The organism is Pontibacter akesuensis, assembly GCF_001611675.1.
Lineage (GTDB): Bacteria > Bacteroidota > Bacteroidia > Cytophagales > Hymenobacteraceae > Pontibacter > Pontibacter akesuensis.
In genome coordinates, this window is the sequence record NZ_CP014766.1 from 1,446,639 (window position 1) to 1,467,784 (window position 21,146).

At 48.8% G+C, this 21,146-nt stretch carries 23 protein-coding genes and 1 pseudogene; 10 read left to right on the plus strand and 14 right to left on the minus strand.

Translation table 11 applies throughout. The annotated features are described in order from the left end of the window. Positions 1-120: 120 nt before the first annotated feature. Positions 121-483 carry a DUF6980 family protein gene (locus tag A0W33_RS05980; RefSeq protein ID WP_068837308.1) on the minus strand — a complete coding sequence of 121 codons (363 nt, stop codon included), beginning with the start codon at positions 481-483 and terminating at the stop codon, positions 121-123. Between the two features lie 5 nt (positions 484-488). Beyond that, positions 489-1,829, minus strand: a complete 1,341-nt coding sequence (locus tag A0W33_RS05985; RefSeq protein ID WP_068837309.1) for a dihydroorotase — start codon at positions 1,827-1,829, stop codon at positions 489-491. 146 nt (positions 1,830-1,975) lie between these two features. Between A0W33_RS05985 and A0W33_RS05990 the strand changes: the two genes are divergently transcribed. Then, a complete protein-coding gene (locus tag A0W33_RS05990) occupies positions 1,976-3,334 on the plus strand; it encodes a DEAD/DEAH box helicase (RefSeq protein WP_068837310.1) in 1,359 nt (452 codons plus the stop codon). A gap of 359 nt (positions 3,335-3,693) precedes the next feature. On the opposite strand, the gene A0W33_RS05995 is transcribed toward A0W33_RS05990, so the two are convergent. Beyond that, positions 3,694-4,158, minus strand: a complete 465-nt coding sequence (locus A0W33_RS05995) for a hypothetical protein (protein ID WP_244888619.1) — start codon at positions 4,156-4,158, stop codon at positions 3,694-3,696. A gap of 178 nt (positions 4,159-4,336) precedes the next feature. After that, on the minus strand, positions 4,337-4,993 hold the full coding sequence (gene upp / locus A0W33_RS06000) for a uracil phosphoribosyltransferase (protein ID WP_394331610.1): 657 nt from the start codon (positions 4,991-4,993) through the stop codon (positions 4,337-4,339). Positions 4,994-5,322: 329 nt separating this feature from the next. Here upp and A0W33_RS06005 point away from each other — a divergent pair, with 329 nt between their 5' ends. After that, entirely contained in the window at positions 5,323-6,984 is a 1,662-nt protein-coding gene (locus A0W33_RS06005) for a hypothetical protein (protein WP_068837312.1), read from the plus strand. A gap of 84 nt (positions 6,985-7,068) precedes the next feature. On the opposite strand, the gene A0W33_RS06010 is transcribed toward A0W33_RS06005, so the two are convergent. After that, a complete protein-coding gene (locus A0W33_RS06010; RefSeq protein ID WP_068837313.1) occupies positions 7,069-7,395 on the minus strand; it encodes a hypothetical protein in 327 nt (108 codons plus the stop codon). A gap of 7 nt (positions 7,396-7,402) precedes the next feature. Between A0W33_RS06010 and A0W33_RS06015 the strand changes: the two genes are divergently transcribed. The 5 genes and pseudogenes from A0W33_RS06015 to A0W33_RS06035 form a co-directional block, all read left to right on the plus strand. Next, positions 7,403-9,241 carry an ABC transporter ATP-binding protein gene (locus A0W33_RS06015; RefSeq protein ID WP_068837314.1) on the plus strand — a complete coding sequence of 613 codons (1,839 nt, stop codon included), beginning with the start codon at positions 7,403-7,405 and terminating at the stop codon, positions 9,239-9,241. A 126-nt stretch (positions 9,242-9,367) separates the two neighbouring features. Further along, positions 9,368-9,703, plus strand: coding sequence for a hypothetical protein (locus tag A0W33_RS06020; protein WP_068837315.1), 336 nt, complete (start codon positions 9,368-9,370; stop codon positions 9,701-9,703). 7 nt (positions 9,704-9,710) lie between these two features. Further along, positions 9,711-10,286, plus strand: coding sequence for a D-sedoheptulose 7-phosphate isomerase (gene lpcA / locus A0W33_RS06025; protein WP_068837316.1), 576 nt, complete (start codon positions 9,711-9,713; stop codon positions 10,284-10,286). Between the two features lie 116 nt (positions 10,287-10,402). After that, positions 10,403-11,044, plus strand: a complete 642-nt coding sequence (locus A0W33_RS06030) for a hypothetical protein (RefSeq protein WP_139237156.1) — start codon at positions 10,403-10,405, stop codon at positions 11,042-11,044. A 151-nt stretch (positions 11,045-11,195) separates the two neighbouring features. After that, positions 11,196-12,260 (plus strand): annotated as a pseudogene (locus tag A0W33_RS06035) (YifB family Mg chelatase-like AAA ATPase); the annotation flags it as partial. A gap of 252 nt (positions 12,261-12,512) precedes the next feature. Here A0W33_RS06035 and A0W33_RS06040 read toward each other — a convergent pair. After that, positions 12,513-13,364 carry a hypothetical protein gene (locus A0W33_RS06040; protein ID WP_074937213.1) on the minus strand — a complete coding sequence of 284 codons (852 nt, stop codon included), beginning with the start codon at positions 13,362-13,364 and terminating at the stop codon, positions 12,513-12,515. Between the two features lie 120 nt (positions 13,365-13,484). Between A0W33_RS06040 and A0W33_RS06045 the strand changes: the two genes are divergently transcribed. Further along, positions 13,485-14,006, plus strand: coding sequence for a hypothetical protein (locus A0W33_RS06045; protein WP_068837319.1), 522 nt, complete (start codon positions 13,485-13,487; stop codon positions 14,004-14,006). A gap of 303 nt (positions 14,007-14,309) precedes the next feature. Here the strand turns inward: A0W33_RS06045 and A0W33_RS20840 are convergent, their stop codons facing one another. From A0W33_RS20840 to A0W33_RS06060, 4 genes are all read right to left on the minus strand, one after another. Then, a complete protein-coding gene (locus tag A0W33_RS20840; RefSeq protein ID WP_157577997.1) occupies positions 14,310-14,486 on the minus strand; it encodes a hypothetical protein in 177 nt (58 codons plus the stop codon). Positions 14,487-14,531: 45 nt separating this feature from the next. Beyond that, a complete protein-coding gene (locus tag A0W33_RS06050) occupies positions 14,532-14,747 on the minus strand; it encodes a hypothetical protein (protein ID WP_068837320.1) in 216 nt (71 codons plus the stop codon). Between the two features lie 12 nt (positions 14,748-14,759). Further along, positions 14,760-15,092 (minus strand): hypothetical protein, encoded by a 333-nt coding sequence (locus A0W33_RS06055; RefSeq protein WP_068837321.1) that lies wholly within the window; start codon positions 15,090-15,092, stop codon positions 14,760-14,762. A 243-nt stretch (positions 15,093-15,335) separates the two neighbouring features. Then, positions 15,336-15,962 (minus strand): hypothetical protein, encoded by a 627-nt coding sequence (locus A0W33_RS06060; protein ID WP_068837322.1) that lies wholly within the window; start codon positions 15,960-15,962, stop codon positions 15,336-15,338. A 200-nt stretch (positions 15,963-16,162) separates the two neighbouring features. Here A0W33_RS06060 and A0W33_RS06065 point away from each other — a divergent pair, with 200 nt between their 5' ends. Next, positions 16,163-16,816, plus strand: coding sequence for a recombinase family protein (locus A0W33_RS06065; protein WP_068837323.1), 654 nt, complete (start codon positions 16,163-16,165; stop codon positions 16,814-16,816). A gap of 221 nt (positions 16,817-17,037) precedes the next feature. Further along, on the plus strand, positions 17,038-17,235 hold the full coding sequence (locus A0W33_RS06070; protein WP_068837324.1) for a hypothetical protein: 198 nt from the start codon (positions 17,038-17,040) through the stop codon (positions 17,233-17,235). On the opposite strand, the gene A0W33_RS06075 is transcribed toward A0W33_RS06070, so the two are convergent. The 4 genes from A0W33_RS06075 to A0W33_RS06090 form a co-directional block, all read right to left on the minus strand. Then, complete coding sequence (locus tag A0W33_RS06075) at positions 17,214-17,555, minus strand: hypothetical protein (protein ID WP_068837325.1); 342 nt, start codon at positions 17,553-17,555, stop codon at positions 17,214-17,216. The genes A0W33_RS06070 and A0W33_RS06075 overlap by 22 nt on opposite strands. Positions 17,556-18,007: 452 nt before the next feature. Further along, positions 18,008-18,568: an RNA polymerase sigma factor gene (locus A0W33_RS06080; RefSeq protein ID WP_068837326.1), complete on the minus strand. Its 561-nt coding sequence runs from the start codon at positions 18,566-18,568 to the stop codon at positions 18,008-18,010. Positions 18,569-19,269: 701 nt separating this feature from the next. After that, positions 19,270-20,193: a hypothetical protein gene (locus A0W33_RS06085; protein ID WP_068837327.1), complete on the minus strand. Its 924-nt coding sequence runs from the start codon at positions 20,191-20,193 to the stop codon at positions 19,270-19,272. Positions 20,194-20,320: 127 nt separating this feature from the next. Then, positions 20,321-20,971: a helix-turn-helix domain-containing protein gene (locus A0W33_RS06090; protein WP_068837328.1), complete on the minus strand. Its 651-nt coding sequence runs from the start codon at positions 20,969-20,971 to the stop codon at positions 20,321-20,323. Positions 20,972-21,146 lie beyond the last annotated feature (175 nt).

A 21,146-nucleotide genomic window follows, 5' to 3' on the forward strand; every position in this document is an offset into this window, starting at 1 on the left:
AGAGTGCAAATATACGCAGCAAAACACACAATGCAATACTAAGGGCGCTTTTTTACCTAAAAATTTATCCTAGCAGCAAATCCATTACAACTAAGTGCCTAATCAGGAGCAGTTTACTTTTTATAGCTTTGTGCCGCACCAGGGGCAGTAATTAATCACAACCATCGAGACACTCCCATCATGGATGGGTATTCCATAAAGTCCCTCATCCCATTTGTTGATAATCACGTCCGGGTCGCCCTGCTTCGTCTCCCCTTCCTCATCTTGGCTCTGAAACACCTTATCAGCCATCATCAGGCAACAGTAGCTTTCGTAATCAAAGCCTTTGTTATTTAACTTTTCGGTTGTTGCCCAAGTATAGCATGCCTCATCTTCATGAATGGCATCTACATATGCCTCGTACTCCTCCGACTCCCGGGCCTCTTCCGGCAGATCTTCTCGGGAGAAGCGCTCATGCAGTGCCTTAAATTTCGCCAGCTCCATTCGCTTTAAAACTGTCTGTCAAATAAAAGACGCTCTCCCTTTTTGCTCTCATCAAAAGCTCCGTTGGCAAAGGCCAGGTGGCCCGACACAAATGTGTGGGTGATACTGCTGCTGAAGGTATGGCCCTCAAAAGGAGACCAGTTACACTTATAGTATGTATTCTCTTTCGTAACCGTGTAAGGCTTGCTCAGGTCCACCAGTACCAGGTCAGCCCAGTAGCCTTCGCGGAGGTAGCCGCGCTCGCGCACGTTGAAAAGTATGGCGGGCGCATGACTCATTTTCTCCACCATTTTCTCCAGCGTCAGCTTGCCCTGCTTCACAAACTCCAACATAGCCTGCAGCGAGTGCTGCACCAACGGCACGCCTGATGGCGCCTTTTTATACTTGGCCTGCTTCTCGTCCCACAGGTGCGGGGCGTGGTCGGTGGCGATCACATCCAGCTTGTCCTCCAAAAGTCCCTGCAGCAGTGCCTCTTTGTGGCGATGCTCCTTAATGGCCGGGTTACACTTAATCTGTGTGCCGAACGTGTCATAATCTGCTTTGTCGAACCACAGGTGGTGCACGCATACTTCGGCGGTGATGCGTTTCTGCTCCAGCGGGATGTCGTTGCGGAACAGCTTCAGTTCTTCCTCGGTGGAGATGTGCAGGATGTGCAGGCGCGTGTTGTGCTTCTCGGCCAGCTTCACAGCCAGGTAAGACGATTTAAAGCAGGCCACCTCGCTGCGAATTTCTGGGTGGCAGCTAATCGGAATGTCGTCGCCATACTTCTCTTCGTAGATAGCCGTGTTATCGCGGATGGTCTGCTCGTCTTCGCAGTGCACGGCAATAGGCAGTTTGGCTTTGGCAAAAATCTGCTCCAGCGTTTCCTCGTTATCCACCAGCATGTTACCCGTAGAGGAGCCCATGAATATTTTGATGCCGCAAACGGTGTTTGGGTTCGTGAGCAGCACCTCTGACAGGTTATCGTTGGAGGCGCCCATGTAAAAGGAGTAGTTGGCCAGCGAGGTGTCAGCGGCTATTTTATACTTGTCCTCCAGCAGTTCCTGCGTCAGGGCGTTGGGCACCGTGTTAGGCATCTCCATAAAAGAGGTGGTGCCGCCTGCCACCGCCGCCCTGGCTTCCGTTTCGATGTTCGCTTTGTGCGTAAGGCCCGGCTCCCGGAAATGCACCTGGTCGTCGATTATACCAGGCAGCAGATGCAAGCCCGTGGCGTCTATAACTTCGTCGGCTTCCGCCGTTATATTTTCACCGATCTGCGCGATGCGGCCGTCTTTTACCAGCACATCGGCAGTGAATTTTTTTCCTTCGTTAACGAGTTGAGCGTTCTTTATAAGGGTAGATTTCATGTATACTTTCGTCTGTTTTCAATCCGAATACCGGCTAATATACGGCATCAGCGCGGCTTTTCCTGTCGATCCGGGACATTCTCTGTCTCTCAACCATAAAATTCACGTACTTTTGTAGATTAGTACAAAGTAAAAACAGCACCGCCATGGCAGAAGAAGCAGAGAAAGAAGTAACTACATTTGAGGATTTTAAGCTAAACAAGCAGCTGCTGAATGCCATTGCCGACGCTGGCTACGAGAAGCCTACACCCATACAGGAGCAGGCTATTCCGCTGATCATGGCAGGCCACGATATTCTGGGAATCGCCCAAACCGGAACAGGCAAAACAGCCGCTTTCCTGCTGCCGCTGCTCATGAAAGTGAAGTATGCCCAAGGTGAGCATCCGCGCGCGCTCATCCTCGCTCCTACCCGTGAGCTGGTGATGCAGATTGAGGAGAACATCACGCTGCTGGCCAAGTATACCGACATTCGCCACACCGCCATTTACGGAGGACTCGGCCCCAAAACGCAGATTGAAACTCTTAACAAAGGCGTTGATATTCTGGTGGCTACACCGAAACGCCTGATGGAGCTATACTTTAAAGGTGAGCTTATTCTGAAGGATTTGAAGACGCTGATCCTGGATGAGGCCGACAAGATGATGGACATGGGCTTTATGCCTCAGATCCGCCACCTGCTGGAGGTGATTCCGCGCAAGCGCCAGAACCTGCTTTTCTCGGCTACCATGCCGGATAAGGTGGTGGAGCTGTCGGAGGAGTACCTGGAGTTCCCGACGCGGGTAGAGGTTACGCTACAGGCCACGCCCGTTGAAACTGTGACCCACGTACTGTACCAGGTGCCTAACCTGCGCACCAAAATTGAGCTGCTGGAGCACCTGATCCAGGACAGGGAAACGTTTAACCGCGTGATCATCTTTACCCGCAGCAAGAAGAATGCGGAAAGCGTATCTAAATTCCTGGAGCACCGCGATTACGGCGATGTGCGCGCCATACACGGCAACAAAGGCCAGAACACGCGCATCAACTCGATGGAGGCTTTTAAGGGTGGCGCGGTCCGTTTTCTAGTCGCAACGGATGTGGCCGCTCGCGGTATCGATGTGACCATGGTCAGTCATGTGATCAACTTTGATGTGCCGCTGATCTACGAGGACTATGTACACCGCATCGGCCGTACGGGCCGAGCCGAAAACGCAGGCGCCGCTATTACGTTTGCCACGGAGGCAGAGATGTACCACGTGCACAAGATCGAAGAGATTATCCGGATGAAGATTCCGGTGGTCATGATGCCGGCGGAGGTAAAAACTTTTAAAACGCCTTTCGACGAGCAGCAGGAGATGGCCCGCGATGTGGACCGCCAGAAGCGCCGCGAAAACCCGGATTTCCAAGGAGCCTTCCACGAGAAAAAGAGCCGACACAAGTCTAACTTCGCGAAGAAAAGAAAGACCGGCGATCCGAAAGACTCCTACTGGCAGAAGACGAAGAAGAAAGGGAGTAAGAAGAAATAGAGTGGAAACAGCAGTCGGATGGCTGCTGTTTTCGTTTTAGGAAGAACTACAGTTAAGCTGCCGCTCTCTGGCGCAAGTATTCAGACTTGTGTCTTAGTATGATGTAGAGTTTGCAACTCGACTGGTTTGACAAGCCATCCCTAACTTAGCAGCGGTTATACTTGAGCAGCCTTACCACCAGACGCTCGCAGGTCTAAAGACACTGCGAGGTCTTCTGAGCCACCGCTGTTAAGTCCGCGCAGCCAAAGGCCTCGCAGTGTGCGCAGCTCCTGCGAGTGTCTGATCCACCCACAATTTATCTGCTGAAAACAAAAAAGGCAGAACCTCCGCTCTGCCTCACTTCTTAACAATTTATCAAACTAGAACTTTATGCTTAACAGCAGCCCCTCTGCCATCTGGCCAAACTCGAAAACCATCAGGTTCAGCAAGGCACTCCAGAAAATGGAGCTCCAGAGCATGTGGAGGAAAATGTGTTTGCGCGGCGCACCAAACAGCGCGGCCACAATGGTTCCGAAAATGGGCGTGAGCAAAATCGGTGTCAGGAAAGCGACGCCGGGGGTTCCGAAGCGGCACCAGACCTGCACGATGCGGCGGCTCTTCTTCGTGAACACAGGCTTTTGCTTTGCCTTACGGCGGTTTGAAAGCCATTTGGAAGCCGCGCGGCCAATAATTGAAAAGATGATCACGCTCGTCATCATACCCGCAATGGTCAGCAATACGGTCTCCATATATGTCAGGCCCAGCGACACCCCCGTAACAGGTCCGCCAAAGAACTTGACCATACTGATCAGGTATACCGACAGGTACTTTACTAATTCTATCAACACAGCAGGATCAGGTTTAAATTGTACTCTAAATTAAGAAAAGGCTGGCACTTAGTTTATACGCATCAGAAGACGAAGTAACATATAAACTTTTCAATAACTTATTACGCTAATCCCCTTATTTTCAACAGGATGCAGCAGCCCGTGTGTAACAGGCGCTTTCTGGTAAAGGTTCAGGTTATACTTTAGGACCAAAGGCAAGGTCGCCGGCATCGCCCAACCCAGGGATAATGTAGGATTTATCGTTCAGGTGGCTGTCCAAAGCGCCCAGCCAAACGTATGCCTCCGGCACCTGCTCCTGCACATAGGCCAATCCTTCGGGGGCGGCAATAGCGGCGGCAAAGTGCACCTGCTTCGGCTTGCCGTGGCGCAGCATACCTTCATAAGACTTAACAAGCGAGCGCCCGGTGGCCAGCATAGGGTCTGCCAAAATTAAGATTTTGTCGTGCAGGTTAGTAGAGGCCAGGTACTCCATGTTTATCTGCAGCTGCGTGTTCTCCTCCTCCACCCGGTACGCGCCCACAAACGTGCTGTAGGCCTTATCGAAGTAATTCAGCATGCCCTGGTACAGCGGGAGGCCAGCCCGTAAAATCGTAGCCAGCACCGGCTGGTCCGTCAGCAGTTGTGTATGGGTTTCGGCCAAAGGCGTTTGTAGTGTCACGCTGCTGTAGGGCAAGGTCTTGGAGATTTCGTAGGCAAGCAACTCGCCCAGCCGCTCCAGGTTCCGCCGAAAGCGCAGGCTGTCTTTGTGTATGGAAATATCGCGGAGCTCGGCCACATAATGGTTAGCCAGCGAGGGGGTATCTGTGAGTATAGTTACGTTTATTCTTTCCATGCCCATGAGTTGTTGGCTTAAAGATACGGAAGCCACTGCGCTTGCGCTAACGTCTACCCTCATTTTATACTTTCACTCCACCGCTATACTTCGGAAACCATCAATCCTTCAAGTATACTTCGCTGTTCTTGCTTCAGCAAATGGTCATGCAACAGCAAAAGGAGTCCGGCGCCAGGCAATATCAAGTATAAAGGCTTGCCCTGCAGCCTCATCCAAACAGGTTCAGCACCTTGGGTGCGACAAAATAAGCGCCTGCTGCAAAACTTTCAGCCTCAAAAGCAGTACATTCGCACTTTATAAAACAAGGTTCTTCTGCTAAACAGAATTATATGAAACGCATACTTGGTGCTTTTACTCTGGCGCTTGCTGCCTTTGCTGTGCAGGCACAGGACACGTACATGCCCTACAACCCGCAAACCTATCACCTGATAGACCGCTACCACATAAAGTATGGCGACCAGGTACCGGGAATGCATACGGCGGTGCGCCCCTATGGCCGCGCTGATGTGGCGGAGTTGGCCGAGGTGAGTGCCCGCAACGCCCAAACCCGTGTTGACGCCTTCAACACAGAGTACCTGCTGAACGACAACTGGAACTACACCAACGCCGAGAATAATGACAGCCGCAGACCGATCCTGAACTACTTCTATCGCAACAAAACAGACCTGTACCATGTGGAGACGGAGGATTTCACACTTCGGGTAAACCCGGTAATTCACTTTGAAGTGGGGCTGGATAATAACACCGACGGCGTGCGATACATTAACACGCGCGGCGTGCAGCTGGAAGGTACGATTGACAAGCGCTTTGGCTTTTATGCCTTTGTGGGCGAGAACCAGGCGCGCTTTCCGCTTTACGTGAACAACCGCATCCGCCGCGATGGCGTGGTGCCGCACGAAACGCTATGGAAAAACTTTAAGGAAGGCGGCTACGACTTTATCACGGCCCGTGGCTACCTGAACTACGCTTTAAGCAAGCACGTGGAAATACAGCTGGGCCACGACCGCCACGTGATCGGCGACGGCTACCGCTCGCTGGTATACTCTGACTATGCGCCGCCCGCCTTCTTCCTGAAGCTGAACACCAAAGTATGGAAGCTGCACTACATGAACCTGTTCCAGGAGCTGATCGCCACAGCCGACCGCAACGACGAACTGCTTCCGAAGAAATACATGGCCCTGCACCGGTTGGGTGTAAACGTGACGGATAACTTTAACTTCGGCTTATTTGAGCAGGTGGTGTTCGCCCGCGGCGAGGGCAAGTTTGAGCTGCAGTACCTTAACCCCATCATCTTTTACAGAAGTATAGAGCAGGGCCTCGGCAGCTCAGACAATGCCATGCTGGGTGCTGATTTTCGCTGGAACATCGCCAACCGTTTGCAGCTGTACGGCCAGTTGCAGCTCGATGAGTTTGTGCTGAATGAGGTAAAGGCTGGCAACGGCTGGTGGGCGAACAAGCAGGCCGGCCAGATCGGCGCGAAGTACATCGATGTCTTCGGCCTGAGCAACCTGGATGTGCAGGGAGAGATGAACATCATCCGCCCCTATACTTACCAGCACCGCTCGGAGTTCACCAATTACCAGCACTACCGCCAGCCGCTCGCGCACCCAACCGGGGCTAACCTGCTGGAGTTTGTGGGTGTGGTATACTACCAGCCAATTCCGCGCCTGATGCTAACGGGCAAGGCCATTGCCACCCGCTACGGACAGGACAGAATGAGCGAGACAGACTCTCTGAACTACGGTGGCAACGTGCTCCGGCCTTATTTCAACCGACCCGGCACATACGGCAACGAGATCGGGCAAGGTGTTGAAACAAACCAGCTGCACCTCGACCTGACAGCTACTTTCCAGGTGCGCCACAACGTGTTCCTAGACCTGAAGCAGATCATCCGCCGCACCGACGCTATCGAAAGCGCCTTTGATCTGAACACCACCTTTACCTCCTTCGCCTTCCGCTGGAACATTCCGCAGAGGCTGCATGAGTTTTAAAGGTTTCGGGTGAAGGAAAACCACTTACTTGTGTAAACCCACCCCTAACCCCTCCAGGGAGGGGACTTCTCTTCAAAGTGCCGTTTACACATACTTTATTTTATTCTTCTCGTGCTGAAGATTCCCCTCCTCGGAGGGGCAGGGGTGGGTTAATCGAAACAAGACATACTTCGCAAAACAGGCAGAGGCGCTACTGGTAGCGCCTCTGCCTGTTTCCAGGCTGCCATGTGTCAATTCTGTCGCACAATTCAGTTTCTCGGTTGTATTTAAGTATCTTTGCAGCAGCACACAGGCAATGGCTTGTGCTGTTGTTTTAAAACCATTTAAACGAATTGCGGGCAGCACCTGTGGCTGCTCCTTACGTTGCTGATCTGCGGCAAAGGCTCCTGCCGGCAAAGCAATCGGCAGCATTCTACACATGAAGACCTACCTTCGCATACTGCAGTTTGCCAAACCCTATAGCCGGTTTGTGCCGCTCTACACACTTTATACTATACTGGGCATCATCTTCGGCCTGTTTAACTTCACCCTGCTTGTTCCGTTGCTGGATGTGCTTTTCGGGGAAGTTGGCCAGCAGGAGGCGGTGGCCATGGCCACTGGAAAGCCCGAGTTTGCCCTCAACATTGAGTTCTTCAAGGAGTTCTTCAACTACTATTTTGGGCAGGTTATACTGGAGGAGGGCCGCGGAGGAGCACTTCTTTTTGTCTGCATCATGATTATCGTATCAGTATTTTTGGCGAACGTGTTCCGCTACCTGGCCTTCCGGATTGTGGGGGAACTGCGGGCGCACGTGGTACGCAACATGCGCCAGACGGTGTACGAGCGCATTACGCAGCTGCACCTCGGCTACTTCGGCAACGAACGCAAAGGCGACCTGATGACGCGCCTGACCGTGGATATACAGGAAGTGGAAAGCTCGGTGGTGAACACACTGACGGTGGTGGTGCGGGAGCCTATTTCCATCATTGCTTTTTTCGTGCTGCTCTTCAGCATGTCGGCAGAGCTCACACTGTTCTCCCTCATCCTGCTGCCGATATCTGGTGGAATTATTGCGGGCATCTCCAAGCGCCTGAAGCGCAAAGCCCAGCAAGGCCAGGACTCGCTTAGCTTTATACTGACTATCATCGACGAGACGCTGAGCGGCATGCGCGTGATCAAAGCCTTCAATGCGGAGCCGTTTATACTGGATAAGTTTTACGACCAGAACAACCGCTACGCCCGTATTCAGCGCTCTATTGCCCACAAACGTGACCTCGCTTCTCCCCTGTCTGAATTCCTGGGCGTGTCGGTGGTGGCGGGGCTGCTGCTGTATGGTGGCACGCTCGTGTTGAACCAGGAGTCTGAGCTATCAGCCAGTGAGTTCATCACCTATATCGTGCTGTTCTCCCAGGTGCTGGTGCCGGCGAAAGCCATGTCTTCGGCCTTCAGCAACATCCAGCGCGGCCTGGTTTCCGGCGACCGGGTGCTGCAGGTAATTGATACGGTGCCGCAGGTGGTGGACAAGCCGAATGCCATGGTGCTGCCTGCCTTTGAAGATAAAATTGAGCTGCGGGACGTGGGATTTGCTTATGGCGACAAGCCGGTGCTCCAGCACATCAGCGTGACCATCCCGAAAGGAAAGACGGTTGCATTGGTAGGGCCATCCGGCGGCGGAAAGTCTACCCTGGCTGATTTGCTGCCGCGCTTCTACGACCCGACAGAAGGCGCCATACTTATCGACGGGCACGATATCCGGGACTATACCACGCAGTCGGTGCGGGCGCAGATGGGCGTGGTCACGCAGGAGTCTATCCTCTTCAACGATACGATCTACAACAACATCGCCTTCAATAAAACCGACGCCACCGAGGAAGAGGTGATCGCAGCGGCTAAAATCGCCAATGCCCATGAGTTTATCATCCAAACTGAAAACGGCTACCAAAGTATGATTGGCGACCGGGGCGGTAAACTGTCAGGAGGGCAGCGGCAGCGTATCAGCATTGCCCGCGCCATACTTCAGAACCCGCCCATACTTATACTCGATGAGGCTACCTCGGCGCTGGATACGGAATCGGAGAAACTGGTGCAGGAGGCGCTTACCAACCTCATGAAGAACCGCACCTCAGTGGTGATTGCGCACCGCCTAAGCACCATACAGCACGCCGACCATATCCTGGTGCTGCAGCAGGGGCAGATTGTGGAGCGTGGCACGCACGAGGAGCTGCAGGAGCAGGGAGGATTGTATGCCAGATTAACGCAAATGCAGCTGACGGTGTAGCGGAAGAATACGGCTGTGGTCCTACAGCAGGGATGCTGGCTGCGGGTGAGGCAGGATGTACTTCGGTATAATCATATTATTTTACTATATTTAGCCGAACCTATTTTTGCACCTAACCCAATGCAAATGAAACTACTTAAAGGCCTGCTGGATCTTATAGCGTTCGGCTACATCATTTTTACCCTACTGCTCCTGGCTGGTGTCGTGGATGCGAACACGGTTCTGAATAACGATGTAGAGGACCGGGTGCTCACACTTTATAAGATTATAGCGGCTGCGGCAGGCGTGATTCTGCTGGCCCGAACACTGGTGAGCAACCTGTACATTGCAGATCTGAAGCACGACAGGCATCGTGCGGAACTAAAGATAAACGAACTAAAAGCAAGCCTCTACGAGAAAAGACAGGCCTTCCGGAGCAACAGCTACCAGGAAGCCGCAGCAGAGGCAGAAAATTCGAATTAACTACTACATGAACGCTACTACCATACTGGCAGAACTCAGGCAGGCACAGGAAGTGCTCGCTGCTTTTCTGGCTGATGACAAAAACATTACGGCCATTGAACAGGCGGCTACTGCCATGGCCGATGCTGTGCAGAACGGCGGCAAAATTTTGAGCTGCGGCAACGGCGGCTCTATGTGCGATGCCATGCACTTTGCCGAGGAACTGACCGGCCGCTACCGCAACGAGCGCAAAGCCATCCCGGCCATCTCCATCTCCGACTCAAGCCACATCAGCTGCGTGGGCAACGACTACGGCTACGAGTCTATCTTCTCCCGCTACGTAGAGGCACTCGGCAATTCAGGCGATGTGCTGCTTGCTATCAGCACGAGCGGCAATTCCGGCAACGTGATCAAAGCGGCAGAGGCGGCCAGGGCAAAAGGCGTGAAGGTAGTGGGATTAACAGGCAAAGACGGCGGCAAACTGGCTCCCCTCTGCGATGTGGAAATCCGTGTGCCCCACATGGGCTATGCCGACCGCGTGCAGGAAATACACATCAAGGTCATCCATATCATGATTTTGCTGATAGAGCAGCAACTGGCCTAACACAAATGCCAAAGCAAAAGCGGCCGCACAGATGATGTGCGGCCGCTTTTGCTTACAGTATCTATTAAAAAGGTACAGATACGTATGGGCTGTAGTAGATCTACCGTAAACCTGATATGAAACTGGCGCCATACTTTATACTACCAGTCATACTTTGCTTGACCTCCTGTCAGGATCAGGCAAGCAGCAACCAGGCAGCAACTGATACAACTGCAGCCGTACAAACGCCGGAGCCACAATCCCTTGATTCAACTTACCTGATCATCCCTGGTGAGGGTATCGGCAAAGTTAACGTCGGGATGCCGGGCGAGGAGTTAACAGCTGCACTCGGAGACCCTGACAGCACCGATGCTGCCATGGGCAAAGCGTTGCTCTACTGGCTTAGCGAAGATACCGCACAGCCGCGGCACTTCCTTGCCATCTACACCGAATCGGATTTTGGCAGTGATCACCCACAACCTATCGTGAAGCAGCTGCAGGTAACTTCCCCGCAGTTCAAGACACCCGACAATATCAGCACGGGTACATCACTTTCTGAGATCAGAGAGCATTATCCTCACTTGGAACCGTTGGCTTACTATCAGAACGGAGCGCAGCAACAGGTGTACATTTTTGATGCTCAGCCGGAAGGTATCGCTTTTGAGGTGACGCTGCCCGACAGTATACTTACCGCCATCACGGTGCATGAAAAGGGCAAAGACGTATCAGGCAACTACCTGCCGCTGCACCCCGGCATGACCCTGCTGAAACAGCCGTAGAAAAGCTTCTTTGTGCGATCACGCCTGTTGGTGTGCCACAGGTATGACCTTAAAAGAAAGATCAATTAATTATTAAGTTAGTACCAATCAGAACTTTGTCGCGCTGGGTAGTGTTGCGGCACAGAACTACAGCACATCAACAGAGAACAGGATGCTCATCAAAACCTACGGCAGCGCCGTGCAGGGTGTAAACGCCTACACCATAACAGTAGAAGTTAGTGTTACTGCCGGTACAAAATATTTTCTTGTTGGCCTGCCCGATAACGCAGTAAAGGAAAGCGAGCAGCGCATAGAGGCGGCGCTGAAGCACTACGGCTACAAAATTCCGCGTCAGAAAATCGTCATCAACATGGCTCCCGCCGATATCCGCAAGGAAGGCGCCGCCTACGACCTGACGTTGGCCATGGGTATCTTGGCTGCTTCTGCACAGATCGCCGACGATAAAGTGTCGCAGTACATGATCATGGGAGAGCTATCGCTGGATGGTTCGCTGCGCCCTATTAAAGGGGTTTTACCCATTGCCATTCAAGCCCGCAAAGAAGGCTTTAAAGGATTTATACTTCCAGCCCAGAATGCGCAGGAGGCGGCCATCGTGAATAACCTGGAGGTGATCGGGGTGAGCAACATTCTGGAGGCCATCGAGTTTCTGGACGGTGTCCGCGATATTCCGCCTGTGCTGGTCGATACCCGCGACATATTCAACAGCACCGTAGACCAGTATGCCGCCGATTTTGCCGATGTGCAGGGGCAGGAAAATATCAAACGCGGATTGGAAATTGCCGCCGCCGGTGGCCACAACCTGATTATGATCGGCCCGCCGGGTGCCGGTAAAACGATGCTGGCCAAGCGCCTGCCGTCCATACTTCCCCCGCTTTCGATGCACGAGGCACTTGAAACCACCAAGATACACTCGGTGGCAGGCAAACTCGGAGAGGCATCTTCGCTACTGACCACGCGCCCATACCGCTCGCCGCACCATACGATTTCGGATGTAGCTTTGGTGGGCGGGGGCAGCAACCCGCAGCCCGGTGAAATTTCGCTTTCCCATAATGGAGTTTTATTTCTGGATGAGTTGCCGGAGTTTAAGCGCACCGTGCTGGAGGTGATGCGACAGCCGCTGGAGGAGCGCCGCGTCACGATATCCCGCGCCAAAACCACCATTGATTTTCCGGCTAACTTTATGCTGGTGGCAAGTATGAACCCGTGCCCCTGCGGTTAAGATAGCGCTGTCAATCAGTTACTTACCTACTTAAGGTAACAAATTGGTAACATTCAAAAACTTCCAATTATGATTACGAAGCTAAGGAAATAGCCTTTATTCTACTAAATTAAATAGCTAAAGAGACATTGCCCTATTCCTTAAAAATCCCCCTATCTTGAATCCTTTTGATTAAGCCTCGCCACCTAAATGTCACTTAAGTGTTAGGTATGATAAAACCTTTGGTATGGCTACCGCCGCTTGATGTATTTAGCGATATTTTGGCTCCCACCCTAAACAGTACATCTTTTCATGTTCTGGATATTTCTCAAACATGAAAAATTTTGCCTTGTGCTCGGTGTAGTATCTTTTTTTTGTTTGAAGTAATAATCTGCGAAATTGCTTAGCTTGTTGTCGTTTATCTTTTCTGTTGATAAATTTTTTTGAAGAATCTTTTACGGCATTATCAAATCTCCTTTTCATAGCACTTTGAGAAAATTCTTTGTCAAAGTAGTCTTGGTAAACATTTTTAAACATGCGTTCTGACCCGATATAGCCATACCCATTTGGAAGGTTGGGATTAGTTCTGTATAGAGCCTCAAGGGCAGTATCAAAATTTAAAGCACCTAAAAGTTCACTGTAGAAATTGTGGTATCTAATGTAAAGGTCGTTCTCTTCAATAAGGTTGAATGAACCTACAATCCCAGCAAATGGCGCAGGGCTTATGGGCTTAATCAGTTGCATTGCATAGCTCCCGTAGCATACAGCCATTGTTAAATATAGATTCCAAGATGAAGCAATATTTATTTTCGTAAAATATTTGTTAAGTTCTATCCAGCTTACTTGTCCAAAATTTAATGCTATTCCACTGCCTCCTTCAAGCCCATGAACTTCAAAGTGGATAATTGGCTTCACATTAAGTACTAAACAATCATGCTCAATATTTTGCAAAGCATTAAATAATTGTTCTTTGTCATCAACGTCAATTAATTCAGCGTCCTTGTCAGGATATTTGTATTTAAAGAATTGCAGCACTTCATTATAAAGTAATGTACCTGTTAATTTTTCCCTATCTGGATTAAGAGATTGTATTACAAAGATTTTGTTAAAATTCAAATGCATGTAATAGTTTGTTAAATGACGTTTTGAAAACTGCTTTGTAAGCATTTTAATAATATAAGTCGCAATTTATTAGAAGCTAAATAATCCTAACTTTAAGTTATAAGAACTGAACAAGTTATCATGAATGATTCAAAAAAGAGTGCTAATCCATGGGAGGCTTATAATTTCAAGACAGAAAATAATAGGACTAGTGATGTAACGGCTGCTGGTTTCTATGTTGAACACCTTTATATGTGGGCTGCTTTAGAAGCTTTTCTACAACATGATAAGGTCACCTTAAAGACCTTGAATTATGCTATGGCTAACAATGTACCTGAACATATAAATTGGGAAGTCCCCGTGACTGTTTCTCAAAACGTTATTCAGAAGATGATAAAGATAGGGTATATTAAAGCAGTAGATGTTCCAGGGGAATTGCCAGAGATTTTGCTTACGGAGATTGGTTTGAAAGCACTTCAAAATCAGACATTTCAATCTCTTTCCACCACTTCCTTTTTCAGTTATCAAACGCATCTTCTTAATGGAGAAATGCATATCCTAAGCAGGAACTCATACAGAACTAGTGTAGGTGTGGGAATCGTTGCTGTTCTATCACTTTTAGCTAGCATAGCGGCTACTCTTAAAGCTTTTGGAATTATTTAGGCGTACTTCTTTGTCAATTCCCCATTCAAAGTTGATTTCGCGACTGAAGGCTCTGTATTCATTTAATGCTCCTATCATTTCGTACTTGTAAGGTTAACGGTTGTTAACAGCCATAGCCCAGAATAACAAAATGACAACTAAAGCCTCACCGTGCATTTCATTCTCCCTCACAAAATTTAAAATCGGTAATTGAAAAGCGAGTAAAACAGGCTGGTTTTGGGGCGTTTTAAGGCGTTATGGGAGACTTTCAGGAAGCGTTAGTTTAGACCTTAGGAAAGCGTTTTAAAGCGGCTGTATGGCCTGTTAAACACTTATTCGCTCTGCTTTTGGCTGTGCTTCTACATCCTTTTCCCGCTTTATTTCCAGAATCTCTGTCACGCTCCAGTAAAGCACCAGCAGGAAGCCGCCGTAGATGATGACGCGGACAATGTTCTGGCGGAAGAACTTCTGGCGGGGGGGTAGTTCGTCAAATGGCTTCATGGTGGAGCAGCCTTTAAGATATGATGTTGCAGGAGGTTGTCTAGCTTAAAGCGTCACAAGGGCATGTGTCTTCTTTAACTCCGCCTGCAACTCCAAGGCAAATTGCAAGGCTAACTTCAGCCCTTGTTCACATTCATCGCTATTGACTTGCCGCAACCACTTCACTTCCACGTTGCAGTTGGCTACGTCCAGTTCGACGGCGATAAAATCCATATCTATCAAGCGGGTATTTACTAGCACTGCTGGAAGCTTGTTTTTCATGTGGCTCTTGTATTAGTCAGGCAGGATAAGGTAGCTATCCCCTTTGCTAATGAACTCGCCGCTTTTTACCGCTTCTACGTCCGCACACAGGTTGTGGTGCAGGTGCCGCACGATGTAAGAACTAACGCTTAGCTGCTGGAGAAGCAGGCACAGCTCTTCCAACCGTTGCAGGTAATGTTCATCATTATCTGTGTCGGGCATTGGCATGGCCAGCAGTTTGCCTATGGCTTGCAGTTGCGGAAATGCGTCACGGTGCTTTGAGATTGTCGCCTGCAGCTTGGCTAGGATGATGCTGCACTGTTGTTTCACGCCTTCGCTTTCTGGCGTATACATTACTTTGAGCATAGCAGTGATGATGTTTCATCAACCCAAAGCGAACGAATACAAGCTACAATACGAGCTGGCTAGGAGTGATAGGTGCAAACGCCTTACCCGTTGAGTTGGCAAAATAGCTTTGGCTAAGGCGCGGTATTGTAAAGATAATAAATTAACTAGTAAATGCCTTATTTGCAGATACTTTATCAATTAAAAGGTGCAAATGCCTTTTTAAACGTTCCTGCAAAAGATGCTTCAATCTGGAGCGGGAATTTAAAGGATTGAACTAACGATAAACTTGCCGCTGCCGTTCTTGCCCTCGGAGATGACGTTGGGTATGCCTTCACCGCCGTTGCCAAAGTAAAACAGCTTGCAGGCAATGGCACATTCGTTAAGAAAACTGCCATAGTCAAATGCTTTGTCTGCTGCTTTTGGTTGTTCTAAACTGACGTAAAAAAGCGTTGTGCTTCTTGTTTCATGTTCACGAAGTCCTTCCACTGTCATTCGTGCTTTTGCCCATGCCATTAACTCGTCGCCGTACATATCTTTTGTCTCTGCTTCAGCCCATTGCTGTGCATCTGCACGAAGCGTTGGTGTAAACAGGTCGTAGAAATAGGTAAAGCTATATTTTGGCTTGCCAGTATTTTTTGTCTTCGGCTCCACTTCGTCTGGCTCTGGCTCTTTGTACAGGTCTCTTCGCCACTGCTCCAACTCTTCCTGCGTCTCAAACGCGGCCAGTATAAAATTTGGGCTCTCGGGCATTATCATGTAGTACTTTGGATTCTCCAGACTGTACAGTTTTCCGTCTTTGACGTGTCCGCATCTGAAGCCTATTTCCCATTCTACTGCGGCGTAGCACTCTGTGCCACGGTTAATGTCGCGTGGGTTAATCTTTGCCATGTGATTTTAAATTTAAAATTGGTTAACGGATAGTTGACGTGTGCTGCGGTGGCCTTTGTGTTCAAAAAAGGGTTTAGCGGAAAAGCTTTGTTTCTGTGCCGCTACAGCTATGCAAAGGTACGAAAAAATGTATTCAAATAAGGTATTCCTTTAATGAATATTTTAGCATACCTTTGTAAGGCACTTAACAAGGTAGGCAAATGAGCAAAGTAGCATTGCTGGTAAGGGTTTCCACTAACGACCAGACGCATGACAGGCAAATAAAGGAGCTGAACGACTATGCCGCTGCCAACGGCTACAAGGTAGTTGATACAATCACTGAAACCGTGTCTGGAGCCAAGCGCAATGAAGAGCGGAAAGGTATTCAGCAACTATTGAAGCTGGCAAAGACCAAAAAGATAGACAAAGTGCTGGTGCATGAAGTCACACGCCTTGGACGTGACACGTCACAGGTGCTTGCCACGTTGGAAGACCTGCACAAACTCAAAGTGTCCGTGGTAGTGATGAACTACCAACTGGATACCCTGAAACCTAACGGCGAGGTAGATGGCATGGCTCAATTCCTTATCACAATCCTTGCCGATATTGGCAGAATGGAACGTGCAACGTTGGTAGAGCGGGTGAAGTCAGGCATGGCAGAAGCAAGGCGGCAGGGTAAGCACGTTGGCAGACCTGAAGGCTCCACAAAAGACGGTAGGGCTATGCTGAACGAGTACAAACAGGTTGTAAAATGCCTGAAGGAAGGGCAGACGGTCAGAGACACAGCAAAGCTTTGTGACGTTGGCGTGTCCACGGTTCAACGGGTAAAGAAGTTGCTGGTGGAAGCGGGTGAAGTAACCAGGGGGCGCTCGTAGCTTCCTGCACCTAAACCTATGGCCTGCCACGTTTACCCTGTTTTTCTGGAGGCGGCAAGTTCCAAGCAACACAGGCCATGCGCCTGTACGGTGAAGAGTAGGTGAAGCGGGTAAACTACGTAGTCGGTAAGTATGAAATTGGAGCAAATTACGTATAAATCACTTGCAATAGCTTCGTATACAGTAGCTTACATTTGCATCTCGTCTTTAAACTGAAGCTTATGGAGATAGGAAACGAGCCAATCACAACACAGGAACAGTATGAAGTAATAGCGTACCGCCTAGAGCACCTGAAGGACGCGGAGCCTGATACGCCAGAGGCTGAAGAGTTGAAGCGGCTGACAAGGTTGCTGGTAAATTATATTGTCAGAGGACTGAAAAAGCCTCAAAAGCAAGCCTATGTTGGCAGTATAAGGTAAGTCTCTTCCTGACTGGAAAGGAAGGTGTTGTTTTTCACCGATTCCACGTCTTCGCACAGGTTGTGGTGGAGGTGGCGGATAATGTAAGAACTTGTGCTTAACTCGTTCAGGTAGGAGCACAGTTCCTGAAGCCTTTGCACATAGTCTTCGTCGCTGTTGGCCTCTGGAAGGGTCATGCGCAGAAGCTTGCCGATGGCTTTCAATTGTGGGAAAGCCTCCTTGTACTTGGCTACTGTGGCCTGAAGCTTGGCAATGATAGTTTCGTACTGTGCCTTTACGCCGTCGCTGTCAGGCCTAATATACATCGCTTTGAGCGTCATAACTGGAGACGTTAAATAACCCAAAGCGCACGCATACAAGCTATGATACAAGCGGGCTAGGAATCAACTGGTGAGCGCGTCTTGCCTGTGGTTCTGTTCAAACTAGCTATCGGGCACGGCGCAGATAGTGCAGATACAAAAGCTTACGGATAACCGTTCAAAATAAACGTCTTTTATGGTAAACGTGTGGCCTGCCATGTTTAACCCTATATTCTGGAAGCGGTGAAGGGATGCACGTTCACCCTGAATTTATTAAATAATTTAATTTATTTAAAACGTCCCCTACACGGCAGAAAGCCTACGCATTGCCTTTAACAGCTAAAATACCCTCAAAATGTACTTCAAAACTTTCATTCCAATATCGCTTCCTTACAAAAACGCCTTGATGTAAACCTTACACCTTGCCTTTTGATACATATATGTGGCAGGTATAAACGCAAGGCATACAGCGGCTATATGGAAGTGGCAAAAAGCCTTTTTAATGCTTTCATGGCGCTTCTGGTTCTCGTTTTCACCGTGCCTAAAGGCAGGCCAAGATTTTCCGCTGTCTCGCTTTGGGTGTATCCGCCAAAGTACATCATATCAATGATCTGCCTTTGCTCTGGCTTCAGGGCCGATACCAGTTCCTCGATGCCGATGCACTCTGGATTTAAGGCTTTGCAGGCTACATGGCCTTCACAATAAGTACCTTCATCAACTCCATGGGTAGACTTACTCTGGCGGTAGTGAGGCGAACGAACCGTGTCAATGGCATTGTGGCGGGCTATGTTCAGGAGCCAAGTGAAGAGCCTGCCCCTCGTGCTATCATAGGAGGGAAATGCACTCCAAACCTTTACAAATGTATCCTGCGTAATGTCTTGGGCGGATTGCTCGCACCTGACGATGCGAAGGATTATGCCGTAGATGGCCGCGGAGTAGTTGTCGTACAGCATGGAAAAGGCAATTTTATCCCCTACCTGCAAACGGGCCACAAGTTCTTCCTCTGAAACAACTGGTTGTAAAGGTGGAGCCAAAATAAAGTAATTAAAGCATTGTAACACAGCACAAAGGAATGTATACGGTACCTGCGTGATTTAGTACGGAAAGTGTTGTATTAACACGTAGACAACCGCGTTTAGTACCTATTTTCTGATATGGTGAGGGGAGGCACGTGGACCTTGAATTATTAAATAATTTAATTTTATTTAAAACGTCTTCACATGCTTAAATGCCTGCTGAAACAATTGTAAAACGCCATCCTAAGCACCTCCTTACATATAATTACAAATAGCTAAAACTAACACACAGCTTTATAAATTAGCATTTAAGTGGCGTATAAACGTATGTAATCCTGCTATTTATATGTTTATACCCTGTGCCTTTAAATGTCTCTACAGGGCTTAGAATGACATTTAAGATGTGTTTAACATGTGCTTGTAAAGGCATTTTCTGTGCCTGCACATGTCATTTAAAATATCCTTTGCATGTGTCTTTCAACTCTGCCTACGCGGTTAGCTGCGCTAACCAGCTTCGCCTGCGGCTCGCTTTCAAGCTTCCGTTGCACTACAGCTTTTTAAATTTAAAATTGACAAATAAAAAACGTCTGCCTCAATGCCTGTTAACACTCATGCAAAGGCGCATTGTCTTTGTGCTTGTTTAGGGGGCAGAGAAACAGACGTTTTAAATTGTCGTTTTATACCTATTTTCTAGATGTAATATAAAGGTAAAAAGACGATCAGTTGTTGATCAGGTAGCTTACTTTCTCTACCAGCTTTTCCCCAAAGTGCGCTACCTCTTCCACGTTACGGTAATAGGTGGCATTGCCCCTTACCTTATTGTAGAGGCTGGAGTACTTCTTGTGAGTTTCGGGATGGTTTGCCTTCAAGTGTGCCGCGTACCTTTCGTCTGACATAGCCACTATCTGACTTACCTGCGCAGGCTTGAACTCCTGAAGGCTGCTATAGTCAAGTTCCGCTCCTGCAAAGGTAATGCTGTGGAACAGGTCTATCATTTCACCGCCAACCGCAGTCATCACGTCAATGTCGTACAGGCTGTGCAAATAATTAATCCAGTACGGGTGCCTGTTGTTGAACCATTGAGGATTGTTCACGCACAGTTCAAAGTGCTGTAGCTGCTTGTCCAGTTTTTCCTTAGTCTGTATCCTGACCTGCTGCGTTTTGTCGTAGCACTTGCACCCGTACTCTCCCTTGCTTCCGCTTGTTGCGCTGCCCATTGTGAAGCGGCTACCGTACACTGCATTGTTCTTAGCCATTGGCATAAACATGTACCTGTTTCTGTATGACTTCATGTAGTTGTAAATTGGTGGTGCCTCTATCGTAACGGATGCTTCAAAGTTGTAAATCCGTAAATCAGTTTCCTTCAAGAGATAAGCGTTAGCTAAATCCTTGCAGGCTCGCTTCAGCTTGCTTCTTGTAAAGTCAGTGTAGTTTTCACCGCTTAAAAACTTCTGTATAGAGCCGTCAATACGGATTGAGTTGCCGTAAACAGCGGTTTTCAATCCTCTGAAATTTCTGTTGTATGACTTAGCAATAACTTCGCCTGTCGCTTCAACGTGGGTGCCTGTGAACTCTGCAGGAAAATTTTCAACGTAATGGTTTCTGTCGGCTAAGTCTGCCCTTAGTCTTAGGTAATCGTACATTTTTGTTTTTTTAAATTGTTTAAAATAAAAAAGGGAAAGCAAACGCCTCCCCTTCACAAGTTGTAAACTGTGTTCCGAGGCGGTTACGGCGGTATTGGTTCTGCCATTTTTAAATTTAAAATCGTTGTCATTTTTGCTTTTTCAAGCGCTCTTTCTCCATTTGAAACTCCCTCTCCAGTTCTTCGTTTCTGTAGCTTCCAGGTCTGTAAAGCTTTAGCAGGTCTGACTTTTTGTATTTGTTGTTCTTCCCGATTTTGATGCACGGCAGCTTCATACCTTTCACGCCCCTGCTTACATAATGCCGTATGGTGTCTGCCTCCACACCTAATAGCGCCATTGCTTGCGGCGTGGTCAGGTACTCTTCCTTTTCGTCGTAAACAGCTTCATGCTCAACTGGTGATTCAATGGCGGATGAACTGCCGAACAGCTTTTTCAGCCTCTTTGATAGCGCTGGTACATAGTCGCTGAACAGACTCTGCAGCGCATCCGCCGAACGGCACATCAGAAGATAGGAAACATCGCTGGGTGAAAGTCCAGCAAACTCTGCTTCCTCGTATCCATCCTTGTTACTTGCTGTGTCATACTCAAACCGTAACTCCAGCAATTCTTCCACCACCCCCTCTTTGTATTCGCACAGCAGGTAGCCTAAGAAACTGATTCTCTCCTGCGGGTTGATCGTACTTAAAGTACTTGTTAGGGTCTTCAGCGGCTCAATGTCATCCTGTATGATAGCACGTAGCCACTTGTAGTAAACTTTAATTCTTTGCGCCTCTTCCATTTCTAAACTTCGCGATTTTAATAGTTATTAAATGCAAAATTATGCGCGCTTGTACAGTTTGAACTATGTTTTACAAACTATTTATAAATCACTGGTAGCCAGGACTGTAAGTGCCGTTTCAGCCTACTCACCATGTTAAATTAAGAATCGTTAAATAACTTTTAAATTCATATAA